We start from the raw sequence: 13,177 nt of genomic DNA on the forward strand, positions 1-13,177 counted from the left end.
TGTGCGCCTCGAAAACCGAGCGAATTGCTGAAAATTATAGGTGGAGAAGAACATGTCCTCTCAAACTCCGGTTGTAACCGTAGATGGACCTAGTGGTGCAGGTAAAGGCACTTTGTGTATGTTGCTAGCGAAAAAGCTGGGATTCCAACTTTTAGACTCTGGTGCGATTTATCGTGTACTTGCCCTTGCTGCGATTCATCATGGTGTTGACACTGAGTTAGAAGACGCGCTTGTCCCATTGGCAACACACCTAGACGTTCAATTTGTCGCTGAAGGTGACCTAGTTAAGGTGATTTTAGAAGGCGAAGATGTATCAAGTGAACTTCGTAAAGAAGAAACGGGCATGGCAGCGTCTAAAGTAGCGGCACTACCACGTGTTCGCGAAGCACTGTTACGCCGTCAGCGTGCCTTTGAGGCTGCTCCGGGCCTAGTCGCTGATGGTCGTGATATGGGGACAATTGTATTCCCTGCAGCACAAGCGAAAATTTTCCTTGATGCGAGCGCTGAAGAGCGTGCAAATCGACGCCTTAAACAGTTGCAAGAGAAAGGGTTAGATGTTAAGTTTCCTGACCTTTTAAGCGAGATCCAAGAGCGTGACGATCGAGATCGTAACCGCCCAGTGGCGCCACTACGCCCTGCAGAGGATGCGCTTGTGCTAGATTCTACGTCGATGACTATCGACGAAGTGGTAGAAAAGGCACTACACTATATCGAATCGAAGCTAGCTGAGTAATGATTCTCGGTTAGGCTAAGAGCGTTGGTCGCAAGGATGATGACTGGCGAATTTAATAACCCCATGCGGTAGGATACCCGTGGAAGTTTAATTTATTGAAGATTAACTAAATGACTGAATCTTTTGCTCAACTCTTTGAAGAGTTTCTAAACGAAACAGAATTCCAACAAGGCAGCATCGTTAAAGGTACTGTAGTCGCTATCGAGAACGGTTTCGTTCTTGTTGACGCTGGTCTTAAGTCTGAATCTGCTATCCCTGCTGAACAGTTCAAGAACGCTGCTGGCGAACTTGAAGTTGAAGTTGGCGCTGAAGTAGATGTAGCTCTAGACGCTGTTGAAGATGGTTTCGGTGAAACTCAACTTTCTCGTGAGAAAGCTAAGCGTCACGAAGCTTGGATCGTACTTGAGAAAGCTTACGAAGAAGCTGAAACTGTTGTTGGTATCATCAACGGTAAAGTTAAAGGCGGTTTCACTGTTGAACTAAACGGTATCCGTGCTTTCCTTCCTGGCTCTCTAGTAGACGTACGTCCAATCCGCGACACTGCTCACCTAGAAAACAAAGAGCTAGAGTTCAAAGTTATCAAACTTGACCAAAAACGTAACAACGTAGTTGTTTCACGTCGTGCTGTTATCGAATCTGAAAACAGCGTTGAGCGTGACGAGCTTCTAGAAACTCTACAAGAAGGTTCTGAAGTTAAAGGTATCGTTAAGAACCTTACTGATTACGGTGCGTTCGTTGACCTAGGTGGCGTTGACGGTCTTCTACATATCACTGATATGGCTTGGAAGCGCGTTAAGCACCCATCTGAAATCGTTAACGTTGGTGACGAGATCCAAGTTAAAGTTCTTAAGTTCGACCGTGAGCGTACTCGCGTATCACTAGGTCTTAAGCAACTAGGCGAAGATCCATGGGTAGCAATCGCTAAGCGTTACCCAGAAGGTCACAAACTAACTGGTCGCGTAACTAACCTAACAGACTACGGCTGCTTCGTTGAAATCGAAGAAGGCGTTGAAGGTCTAGTTCACGTTTCAGAAATGGATTGGACTAACAAGAACATCCACCCATCTAAAGTTGTTAATGTTGGCGACGAAGTTGAGGTTATGGTTCTTGAAATCGACGAAGAACGTCGTCGTATTTCACTAGGTCTGAAACAGTGTAAAGCTAACCCATGGCAGTCATTCGCTGAAGCACAAGCTAAAGGCGACAAAGTTACTGGTAAGATCAAGTCTATTACAGACTTCGGTATCTTTATCGGTCTAGAAGGCGGCATCGACGGTCTAGTTCACCTATCTGACATTTCTTGGAATGTTGCTGGCGAAGAAGCTGTACGTGAGTACAAGAAAGGCGACGAGATCTCTGCAGTTGTTCTAGCGGTAGACGCAGAGCGTGAGCGTATCTCTCTAGGCATCAAGCAAATGGAAAATGACCCATTCAATGCTTACGTTGCTGATAACAAGAAAGGTACTCTAGTTAACGCTACTGTAACTGCAGTTGACGCTAAAGGTGCTACTGTTGAAATCGCAGAAGGCGTTGAAGGTTACATCCGTGCATCTGAAGTATCTCGCGATCGCGTAGAAGATGCTGCTTTAATCCTAAGCGCTGGTGATGTTGTTGAAGCTAAGTTCACAGGTGTAGACCGTAAGAACCGTGTAATCAACCTATCTATCAAAGCTAAAGACGAAGCTGAAGAGCAAGAAGCAATGGCATCTGTTAACAAGCAAGATGAATCTTCTTTCGGTAACGCAATGGCTGATGCTTTCAAAGCAGCTAAAGGCGAATAATATACTCGCTTAAGCAAAAAAGGAGCCGCAAGGCTCCTTTTTTATATTTGAGCATATTTAAGTAGTAATACTAATGACGGTAAACTATCTTAATAAAAGGCATTTCCTCATTGCGCATTTTGCGTAAAATTTGTCTGGAATTGTTAGCAAGTGTTTGTTGGAATTAGTATTACTTACTATAATAAGTGATAAAGATACTCAAAGAGGGCAACTATGACTAAGTCTGAACTGATTGAAAGACTCTGTGCTGAGCAAACACATTTATCAGCGAAAGAGATAGAGGATGCTGTAAAAGATATCTTAGAGCACATGGCCTCTACGCTAGAGAGTGGTGATCGTATCGAGATCCGAGGCTTTGGCAGTTTTTCTCTTCATTACCGTGAGCCTCGCGTAGGTCGTAACCCTAAAACAGGCGATAAAGTGGAATTGGAAGGTAAATACGTTCCACATTTCAAACCAGGTAAAGAGCTTCGTGAGCGTGTCAATATTGGCTAAGGCACTCTTATTAGTTTGCAGAAAAAGCGGCATACTTTTTTGTATGCCGCTTTTTTTGTAATATGCCCAAACAACATCGAAGTCATGATCCAACGAGAATATTTTACTTGTATTGGCTCTGACCGTTTTACGAACAGGTGTCGACACTCAAATAATTTTAACTTCTAGGCGTGTCTATAAACTAAGCATCTTGAGGTTACTTGGGTATAGATTATTGCTAATATACGTAGTCTGAAGAAGTATTTTCCTGCATAATCTTACCGACTTACTCCTAGAAGGGTGATGTAACATGAAAATTATAAAAATCGTTGTTGTTTTAGCTCTCTTTTTAATTGCATTGGCATTAGGTTCGCAAAACCAAGAACTTGTGACCTTTAATTATCTTCTAGCAAAAGGAGAGTTCCACTTATCAACATTATTAGGCGTGGTATTTGTCGTTGGTTTTGCTTTAGCATGGATGATCTTTGGTAGTCTCCAACTAAAGACTCAGCTGCGAGTTCGTCGTTTGAAAAAACAACTGAAAAAATATGAGCCTGCTGAAGCGGAAAAAACGGCGAATAAGTCAGCCATCGAAAAACAGGCATAAGGATAAGGCTTTACTTTAATGCTTGAACTACTCTTCTTGTTATTGCCTATAGCTGCTGCATATGGCTGGTACATGGGACATCGCAGCGCTCAGCAAGACAAGCAGAAGCAATCTCATCAAATTTCTCGTCAATACATGACGGGTCTTAATCTGCTTCTTTCTGATCAATCAGATAAAGCCGTAGATCATTTTATTGAATTGCTCCAAGTTGATAACGAGACAATTGATACTCACCTTGCGTTGGGTAATCTCTTTCGTTCTCGTGGAGAAGTAGACCGTGCAATTCGAATTCACCAAAACCTCATTTCCCGCTCAGGGCTAACACTGGACCAGAAAAACCTCGCGCTTCAGCAACTAGCGAAAGACTACATGGTTTCTGGCTTTTTAGACCGTGCAGAAAGAATTTTTGAACAACTAGTCGAAGAGCCTGATCATAAAGAAGGCGCGCTTCAGCAGCTTGTTACCATTTACCAGCAAACGCGTGAATGGGAAAAGGCGATTTATTATGCTAATCAACTAGCGAAAATGGGCAATAAGCGCTCTCGAATACGTGCAAATATCGCGCACTTTTGGTGTGAGATTGCCATGCTAGATCAAGCTGATGGTAATACTAACAAAGCAATGCAGCATTTTAAAAAGGCGCTATCAGAAGATCCTAAATGTGTGCGAGCGAGTATTTCTCTAGGTCGAATTTATTTAGAGTCTGAAGATTACAAGCATACCATCAAGTACCTAACAGGTGTACTTGAGCAAGATAAGGACTTCATTAGCGATGTGTTACCTACCATTGCGGAATGCTACCACCATCTAGGGCAAGAAGATGAACTGGTCGAGTTTCTAAGGACCTGCATTGATAAAAAAGCAGGAGTGTCTGCTGAATTAATGCTGGCACAGTTGGTGGCTCACCATGAAAGTATCGGCTCTGCGCAAGAGTTGCTTACTAAACAGTTGCTTAAGAATCCAACCATGAAAGGCTTTTATCGCCTGATTGATTATCATATTGCAGAAGCAGAAGATGGTCGTGCGAAAGACAGCCTTTCGACCTTACAAGCGATGGTTGGAGAACAGTTAAAAGTTAAACCGCACTACCGATGTCGGCAATGTGGCTTCTCTACTCATTCTCTTTACTGGCATTGTCCTTCCTGTAAAGGATGGGGGACGATCAAGCCAATCCGAGGATTGGATGGTGAATAGCTTTGATGCAGCAGGCAGGCTCTCTGTCCGCTGCATTTTTTTAACCTTTTATTTAACAAGAACCAAAATAATTAGGAGATGAAATGATCGACCAAAAAGTTATTGTCGCACTGGATTATGATAACCAAGCAGATGCGCTTGCGTTTGCAGATAGAGTTGATCCTGCGTCATGCCGTCTAAAAGTAGGCAAGGAAATGTTTACGCTATTTGGTCCTGATTTCGTACGTGAGCTTCACAAGCGTGGTTTTTCTGTATTTCTGGATTTAAAATTTCACGATATCCCAAACACATGTTCTAAAGCAGTACGTGCGGCCGCTGAACTAGGCATATGGATGGTGAACGTACATGCCAGCGGTGGTGAGCGAATGATGGCGGCTTCTCGCGAGATTTTAGAGCCTTATGGTAAAGATCGCCCGTTGCTGATAGGTGTGACGGTATTAACCAGCATGGAACAGAGTGACTTGGCAGGTATTGGTTTGAATGTTGCGCCTCAGGAGCAAGTGATTCGTCTGGCAACACTGACGAAGAACGCAGGTCTTGACGGTGTCGTATGTTCAGCGCAAGAGTCGTCATTACTGAAGAGCGAACTTGGTCAAGACTTTAAGTTAGTTACACCAGGAATCCGACCAGCAGGCTCTGAGCAAGGTGACCAGCGCCGTATCATGACGCCAGTGGACGCTATCCAATCCGGTTCTGATTACCTTGTGATTGGCCGTCCTATAACGCAAGCTGTTGAACCTGAAGAGATATTAAAGTCAATTAATGAAAGCTTAGCGAATATGTAATTGACTTTAATCCTCTAGTAAAGGTGAAGCATTAGTGCTTCACCTTTTTCATTTCTGAAGGGCGCATTTTAGTCAATTATTAGGTTTGTATTCTATTATCTTAAGTATACGGCTAACATGCCATTTCCCTTGTATTGATCTTAGCTCGGAAGCAAAAAGGAAGAAATATGGCTAAAAAACGGCCATTGCCAGTGCTCGCAACATTGACTGCTGCCAGTTTTCAACTGAATGCGGCAGAGTTGCCAGTTGGTATTGAATGGATTTCAAATAACAATGAACCCCTGTTTGCGTCTGAAAACGCCTTCCGTGATGGTACCTACCGTACTTATATTTCAAGTTTTCCGCAGACGTTACGTAGCGTTGGCCCTGATGCGAACTCTGGTTTGCGTCAATACCTGATGGACGGCTCGCCAAAACTTGCTCAGCGACACCCAAATACTGGGAAATGGATACCGCAACTCGCTAAGTCATGGGCATTCGAAGAAGATAACAAAACGGTTTTCTTTAGACTTGATGACACGGCAAAATGGTCTGATGGCGAAAAGATTACCGCAGATGATTATGTTTTCATGATGAAGTACTACAGGTCAAAAGACATTATTGACCCGTGGTACAACGACTTCTTCACGAACAGCATTGTTCGCGTTACAAAGATTGATGACTACACGATCAAGGTGAATCTTGCTGTTGCTCAAAGCCATGATTTACTGATGGTGATGATCAATATGCCGAGTAATGGTTTTCAGCCTCGTCCGGAACACTTCTTTGAAGGAGAAAAGGACGCAAATAACGATGGCATGCCGGATAATTTCGTCCGAAAATTCAACTTTAAAGCTGAGCCAACGGCAGCGCCATACTATCTAGACAAAGTGAAGAAAGGTAAGAGTGTTACCTTCAAACACGTGGGCGAAGATTGGTGGGGATATAACAACCGCTACTATAAAAACCGTTACAACGTAGAAAAAGTTCGCATTAAGGTGATTCGCGATCCTGATATTGCGATGAAGCATTTTGAGAAGGGAAGTCTTGATTATTTCGAAATGGTACTACCAAACTTTTGGCATGATAAGACCGATAGTGAAGTGTATAAAAAAGGCTATATCCAAAAATATTGGGGCTTTAATGAAGCACCACAAGGGGCTGGTGGTCTTTGGATGAACACAGCAATGCCGATGTTGGATAACCTAGAAGTGCGCAAAGGTGTTATGGCAGCAACCGATTATGACGGCATGATTGAAAATATCATGCGTGGAGATTATTCACGCAAGCCACATGGACTCGGTTTTGGCCACGGCGAATATGATGCTCCTAACCATACGCCGCCTAAGTTTGACGCCGATGCAGCGGTTAAACATTTTGAAAAAGCGGGCTTTGACAAAGTGGGCGCAGATGGTATTCGTGTCAACGACAAGGGTCAACGTTTGAGCTTTGCTATCACCTATGGATACAATTCTTGGACACCGCGTATTGCGTACCTGAAAGAACAAGCAAAACTCGCGGGTCTTGAGTTCACGTTAAACTTGGTTGATGGCTCATCGGCGTTTAAATACATTCTTGAGAAAAAGCACCAGTTAGCGTTTTTGAATATGGGTTCTGGTGAGGTCCCAGCATATTGGGAGTACCTACACTCTGATAATGCGAATCGACCACAAACGAATGCTCATACCAACTACAGCAGTCCTGAACTGGACAAGTTGATTGAAGCCTACGACTCTGAGTTTGATCAGGAGAAGCGTTACGAGCTATCGCATCAAATCCAAAACTATGTCAGTAAAGCAAATATCATCGTTCCTGGTTACATGGTGCCTTATTCTCGAGTTGCCCATTGGCGCTGGGTTAACATTCCTAAAGATGGCATGACTAAAGCGACAGAATGGGTGCTTCACCCAATGGATATCGGCAACTTCTGGATCGACACCAAAGTAAAAGAAAAGACGGAGGAAGCGATGGACGAGGGTAAAACCTTCCCAGAGACAACGGTCATTGATGATCGCTACAAGTTGTAACTCCACAACTTAGCAGCGACAAAAATGAAAGCCTCGGAAAAGGGAAGCAACTTGCTTCCCATAAATTGATATTGAACTTAAATTTGTTTGGCAATGTCCGATGTCAAACTGTCCAGCCCGATGGATAAAGCGTCGACGAGTGCTTCATAGCCTTCCTCTTTTAGAGGCTGAGAGATTTGTACTGGCGCACTGTTTTCCACCTTACCTTCAGCATTAATGAGTAACCATTCGCCCTCAATTTCGACATTACCTTTGTAACTGCCATTAAACTTATTTAACGTAAGTTGGAGTGTTGCTTCATCGCTTTGATCCAACAGGTTGTTCATTTCAGTCGGCCAGTAATGGGGCTGTTTTTGGCGTAGCTCCGCGACGATTCGTTGAGTGATTTGCTCAGAAATGCTGTGCGCCCATTGATTGTGTTTCGCCTGAATAACTTGCGTTTCAGAGGTGCGATAAACGATACCATTGTCGTTCAAATAACTTGCCAATTGCACTGGACGAACAACTAATGCAGGGCGCTGCGCAATATCAGAATTACTCAGCGTTACAGCTTCCGCCTTAGGTAGAAGGTACAAAGCTCCTTTAGTTTCTGGAGCGCTACTGCAACCCGTAAGGCCGACCAATAGTGCGATAGACAAAAAGAATACTCGTTTCATTATTTTTGGCCTTTAACTGGGGTTGGGTCACTGATTTCATCTTCTCCAAACACAAGAGAGTTTGGCTTCTCGTTTAATTGTTTCAGTACAGGTTTAAACTCCGTCATCACACTTTCTAGCTTTCTGAGCGTGGTTTCCATTTCACTGTACAGGGTTGAGTTTGGTCCATAGCCATCGAGTGTTTTTTGCAACTGCTGCAAGCTTTGGCGAATATCAGCAGGGATCTCTTGAGTCTCTTTTTGACTTAAAAGTTTATCAATACTGTTCGCAACGCGCTCGGCTGAAGCCAACGTTTTCTCCGAAGTTTTTAGTGTTGAATTGAGAGAGCTTAGTGTTTCTTCCATTGGTAAGGTGTTAATCTTATTGAGGAAGTCATTCACTTGACGTTGAACCTGAGCAAAACCACCGCGCATGGTCGGGAATACTTCCAAACCTTCAAACTCGCTTGGTATATATTGCTCATCGTCGGGATAAAAATCGGCATCAATATAGAGAGCGCCAGTCAACAAGTTGCCCGTTTTTAAGGTGCCACGAAGGCCTCGCGCAAACTCCTTTTTCAGTTTTTTCTTGAACATCGGCAAGGATTGGGGTTGTAAGTCACCGTATACCCGGCCTAACTCAATACGCACCAATATAGGGATCTTTTTCGCAGATAAGTTTTCTTCTGGCGTTGGTAAACGCATAGGCACTTTCGTGACAGTACCAATGCGAAGACCACGATATTCTACAGGCGCTTTACGTTTAAGACCGCGGACAGACTCATCAAATAACATAACAAATTCAATGTAGTCGTCGTACATCCCTTCACGCAGTTGTTTAATATCGTCATACAAGCGGAAGTTGGTCATGTCGTCTGTGAGCCGTTCGCCAGATTCAATACCCGGGATCGTATCAAAGGTTACGCCCCCGGTTAGCATGCTTTCTAGTGAGCCGAACTTGACCTCAAAGCCTTCTGAATTTAACTGCAAATCTACGCCGGAATTCAGCCAGAACTTGGTACGAGTACGAATTAAACTGTCGTACGGTTTAAACACAAAGAGTTGATAAATGGCTCGACGAGTATCCACATCAAAGCGAGTTTTTTCGACGCGGCCAACGGTAAAACCTTTATAAATCACAGGGTCACCAACGCTAAGTTTACCGGCTTCACGATGCGTTAATACAATCCGTAACCCTTCTGCATCTGGCGAGGCTACGGGAGGGATGTCTAACACCGTAAACTGTTCTTTTTCGACCTGAGAGCTACCGGGTTGCAATTGGATATAAGCACCAGAAAGCAATGTCTCCAAACCAGAAATACCATCACGACCAATACGAGGTTTGACAACCCAGAGCATGGTGTCATCTCGTAACATGCGCTTTGCGTCTTTGTTCATTTGCGCTGTCGCGATGATGTGATCGTAGTTTTCACTTAATGTGACGTCAGTGATCAGTCCTACTTTTACGTTCAGAGCGCGGATTTCGGTCTTGCCGACTTCAATGCCTTCTGCGGTTGGTAGCTGTAAAGTAATCTGTGGGCCTGTACTGTCGATGTATTGAAACAGCATCCAAGCTCCCATTGCTAGCGCGAGGATTGGAACGAGCCAAATGGCTGAAATCTGCTGTTGCGGTTTGATCTGAGCGGTTACGTTGTTCTCATCACTCATATTTTGCGTTCTCTTTTAAGTTATCTGATATGGGTTCCTGCACTTCGCTTTGTGGTAATGGCCATAACAAACGTGAGTCAAAAATCATTGCAGAAAGCATAGTAAAAATGACCACTGCAGCAAAAGACAGTGCGGCAGGGCCTGGATAAATGGCCATTAAGTTCTGTAGTTGAACCAGTGCGACTAAAATGGCGACGACAAAAATATCGATCATTGACCAACGACCAATAAATTCAGTGAGGCGGTATAGTTTTAAGCGCGAGATACTCTCTTCAGGTGGAAGGTATTGCGCTCTTTGGGCGCTAAAATACAGCCAGGCGAGCGCAAACATTTTAGCAATCGGAATAAACACACTGGCGAAGAAGATCACCATTGCAATCGGGTAAGAGCCGAGGTGCCATAGCAAAATGACCCCTTCCATAATGGTTGAGCCTTCCGATTGACCAAGGCTAACGGTATACATCATTGGGTAGAGATTTGCCGGAATATAAAAAATGATTGAGGCGAACAATAAAGCCCATACTTTTTGTAAATTGTCTAAGGGATTGTATTTATGAATCGGACTTTCACAACGAATGCAGTGTTGACGTTTTTTATCTTCAATAGGATTAAGTTGATGACACGTATGGCAACCAATGTGATTATGGTCATGGTGGGTATCACCTTCTTTTACACTAGGTGGTGTGATGGCTGGAATAAAGTGCCCCCAAAGCCAATTTTTATCGACCATCGAGATACACTTCACCACTAACAGAGCATAAACGCAGAACGCCCAGAATGAGCTGCCCATACCAATATCGGCCAAAGACGCGATTTTAATTAAGCTCACCAAAACGCCAATTAAGAACACATCGACCATCAACCAAGGTTCGACCCGAAACAGAAGCCGACATAAGACTTTTGCCATCCTTTGCTGCCGTTTAGATGGCGTATGCTTGCGTGTTTTTAGAGCTTCAAAATGGAGAAATAAAATTAATCCTACGTAGATAGCGGGCAACACGACGACGGTGGCCAGTAGTAGGATGCCAAGAAGCGCATTTTTAAATTCTGCCAGCATTTTTGCTGCGTGTAGCAACGTGATTTCTTGTGATAGGCCTTGCACACTGAACGACATAAAGGGGAAGGCGATACTGAGTAGCAGCATAATCAAACACGCGGATGAAACCGCAATCACGCTTTGATAAGGCTTGGCATTAATTTTTGTCAGTGAATGCGCACATCGAGGACACTGAGCTTTCTGTCCCAGATCAAGTTCAGGAATGCGAACGACAAGGCCGCACTCTTCGCAAGAAATTAACTGACGTGAATTAGGTTGAATACTCATCGGAAAGGTTTTGGGTTCATTTGCCTTAAGAATACTCTGTTTTCACTAGGCACGCTTGTTTTGTCTTTCTTTAGGGAGGAATAGCAAAGCCTGCCCAGAGACTCTGGGCAGGGCGTTGGCGATTTTCTAGTCTACTGTTCCGCTATCAAATGCGTTCGAGCCTAACTGTTTTCCGTTAAGCGTTTTTCCGTAATAGCCTTGATGCTGGTGGTACTTCTCTGCGTTCGCGTCGACATTGCCTTTAAAGCGAGGGTCTTGAGGACGTTCGTGACTATTAACATACGCGGCGACATCCCATGCTTCTTGCTCGGTTAGTTGTACGCTTTTTCCAAGTGGCATATTTTCGTAAATAAAGTAAGCCGCGGTATTAATGCGGTGCATACCAGCGCCCCAGTTGTAGGCATTTTCACCCCAAAGCGGTGGAATATACGAATGCCCATCACGGCCTTTGATGCCCGAACCATCGGCGCGATGACACGTCTCGCAGTTATTTTTATACACTAAAGCGCCTCGTTCAGGGGATGGAGCTTGAGCTGGTGCGGCGATTTTTGGGTAGCCACGTCCAGTAAGGTTACTGCGTTCTTCGATTGGTAGTGCTTGAGCAATTGCATCTGGTAATGGGAAGTTTTCCGTTTTGCCACCCACTTGTAATGCTTTAGCATCTAATTCAGGAATGGGCTCATCACTCATGCCATGACCATCAAGTAGTGCGCCCATTGACAGCCAATAAGCGTAAGCGCTAAGCGCAACAATTTCTGGTGAGTCGTAAGCCGGTGCTTTGCCATTCATCGAGTACTCAAAACAGCCTTGAATTCGGTCTGCATAGCTGTTGACGCGATCATTTTTCTTACGATAAGCCGGGTAGGCCATGTACGCTGCCCACAACGGCGCTGCGTTAGCTTTGCGTCCAGCTTCCATATGGCAGTTCACGCAGTTTTGTTCATTGCCAATATATTGCCCGCGCATTTGTTGAGAATTCACAAATAACGAATAGCCGCGTTTTACTTGTTCACCAAATTCCGTATTAGGAATGGTACTGAGAGCACGAGGTTGTAAATACTCACCATGATTTTCTTTTTTAACGGCAGGTAATTCTGTTTGTCGGTCGGGTAATTGATCGTTCGCCATCGCAGCAACAGAAAGGATAGGGAGTACTAACAAAGAATAGAAACGTTTCATGTCTGCTCCTAGTAACGTAATGAGGCAAAGTAGTAGGAAAGGTTTTCGATCTCTTTGTCAGTGAGATTCTTCGCGATTGTGCTCATCATATTGAGAGGATCACCACTGCGAGTGCCGTTTTTCCATGCCATCAATTGTGCTTTTAAATAGTCGGCATGTTGGCTGGCGAGGCGGGGGAACTTGTCGACCCCCATACCGCTTGCTCCATGACAAGTTGCACACGCAGGAATATTGCGGTTCCAATCTCCTTGGAAAATCAATTGACGATAAGGGTTGCGAATATCAGCTTGGTCTCCGCGCTGCTCAGGATTAGTGAATTCGTAGCTTGGCAGGCTAGCGAAATATCCCATCACTGCTTTACGGTCATTGGGATCGCTGAGTTCTTTAGCCATGCCTTGCATGACGACATTTTGCCGTTCCCCGCTGAGGAATAGCTCGATCTGAGTGTTGAGATAGTCGGCGTTTAATCCGGCAATCATAGGGGCGATGTTGGCTTGACCCATACCATCTTTACCATGGCATCCACTACACGTTTGGGCTTTTTCTGGAATTGATGAGGCGCTCGCGCCCATTGTGGTCGACAGTAAACAGGCCGTTACCACAGGAATAAATTTTGACATGCTGACTCACTTTGCTGTTTTTATTTATATTCCCAAATGGCTTCAAGATGCTTGGTTCAGCGAAGGTGGCTCGGATTACACACGCGACAATGATGTGACGATTTGTGGTACTAAATCCAGCGTCGTTAACAAAGTCTGCGGGCCAAGATAACGCTCTTTATCCTGCCTCTTG

The 13,177-nt window shown here is 44.4% G+C and carries 12 protein-coding genes; 7 read left to right on the top strand and 5 right to left on the bottom strand.

The window, feature by feature from the left end; all coding sequences use genetic code 11:
• Nucleotides 1–52: 52 nt before the first annotated feature.
• The 7 genes from cmk to AC3D28_RS02855 all read left to right on the top strand — a co-directional run bounded on the left by cmk (nucleotide 53) and on the right by AC3D28_RS02855 (nucleotide 7,580).
• On the top strand, nucleotides 53–733 hold the full coding sequence (gene cmk, locus AC3D28_RS02825; protein WP_488535467.1) for a (d)CMP kinase: 681 nt from the start codon (nucleotides 53–55) through the stop codon (nucleotides 731–733).
• Nucleotides 734–843: 110 nt separating this feature from the next.
• Complete coding sequence (gene rpsA / locus AC3D28_RS02830; protein ID WP_098415996.1) at nucleotides 844–2,514, top strand: 30S ribosomal protein S1; 1,671 nt, start codon at nucleotides 844–846, stop codon at nucleotides 2,512–2,514.
• Nucleotides 2,515–2,727: 213 nt separating this feature from the next.
• The gene (gene ihfB / locus AC3D28_RS02835; RefSeq protein ID WP_011080796.1) at nucleotides 2,728–3,009 is read left to right on the top strand and encodes an integration host factor subunit beta; all 282 of its coding nucleotides are present in this window, start codon (nucleotides 2,728–2,730) and stop codon (nucleotides 3,007–3,009) included.
• 289 nt (nucleotides 3,010–3,298) lie between these two features.
• Nucleotides 3,299–3,595 (top strand): LapA family protein, encoded by a 297-nt coding sequence (locus AC3D28_RS02840; protein ID WP_488535468.1) that lies wholly within the window; start codon nucleotides 3,299–3,301, stop codon nucleotides 3,593–3,595.
• An 18-nt stretch (nucleotides 3,596–3,613) separates the two neighbouring features.
• The gene (lapB, locus tag AC3D28_RS02845; RefSeq protein WP_488535469.1) at nucleotides 3,614–4,789 is read left to right on the top strand and encodes a lipopolysaccharide assembly protein LapB; all 1,176 of its coding nucleotides are present in this window, start codon (nucleotides 3,614–3,616) and stop codon (nucleotides 4,787–4,789) included.
• A gap of 83 nt (nucleotides 4,790–4,872) precedes the next feature.
• Nucleotides 4,873–5,574 carry an orotidine-5'-phosphate decarboxylase gene (pyrF, locus tag AC3D28_RS02850; protein WP_488535470.1) on the top strand — a complete coding sequence of 234 codons (702 nt, stop codon included), beginning with the start codon at nucleotides 4,873–4,875 and terminating at the stop codon, nucleotides 5,572–5,574.
• Between the two features lie 167 nt (nucleotides 5,575–5,741).
• The gene (locus AC3D28_RS02855; protein WP_488535471.1) at nucleotides 5,742–7,580 is read left to right on the top strand and encodes an extracellular solute-binding protein; all 1,839 of its coding nucleotides are present in this window, start codon (nucleotides 5,742–5,744) and stop codon (nucleotides 7,578–7,580) included.
• Nucleotides 7,581–7,657: 77 nt separating this feature from the next.
• Here AC3D28_RS02855 and AC3D28_RS02860 read toward each other — a convergent pair whose 3' ends face one another.
• The 5 genes from AC3D28_RS02860 to AC3D28_RS02880 form a co-directional block, all read right to left on the bottom strand.
• Nucleotides 7,658–8,236: a PqiC family protein gene (locus tag AC3D28_RS02860; protein WP_488535472.1), complete on the bottom strand. Its 579-nt coding sequence runs from the start codon at nucleotides 8,234–8,236 to the stop codon at nucleotides 7,658–7,660.
• Nucleotides 8,236–9,882, bottom strand: a complete 1,647-nt coding sequence (pqiB, locus tag AC3D28_RS02865) for an intermembrane transport protein PqiB (RefSeq protein WP_488535473.1) — start codon at nucleotides 9,880–9,882, stop codon at nucleotides 8,236–8,238. Before pqiB ends, AC3D28_RS02860 begins: the two co-directional genes overlap by 1 nt.
• On the bottom strand, nucleotides 9,875–11,206 hold the full coding sequence (locus tag AC3D28_RS02870) for a PqiA/YebS family transporter subunit (protein WP_488535474.1): 1,332 nt from the start codon (nucleotides 11,204–11,206) through the stop codon (nucleotides 9,875–9,877). Before AC3D28_RS02870 ends, pqiB begins: the two co-directional genes overlap by 8 nt.
• Before the next feature lie 126 nt (nucleotides 11,207–11,332).
• Nucleotides 11,333–12,385 carry a c-type cytochrome gene (locus AC3D28_RS02875; RefSeq protein ID WP_488535475.1) on the bottom strand — a complete coding sequence of 351 codons (1,053 nt, stop codon included), beginning with the start codon at nucleotides 12,383–12,385 and terminating at the stop codon, nucleotides 11,333–11,335.
• 8 nt (nucleotides 12,386–12,393) lie between these two features.
• On the bottom strand, nucleotides 12,394–12,957 hold the full coding sequence (locus AC3D28_RS02880) for a c-type cytochrome (RefSeq protein WP_373560852.1): 564 nt from the start codon (nucleotides 12,955–12,957) through the stop codon (nucleotides 12,394–12,396).
• Nucleotides 12,958–13,177 lie beyond the last annotated feature (220 nt).

The sequence above is a fragment of the Vibrio sp. TAP-3B genome (assembly GCF_057784735.1).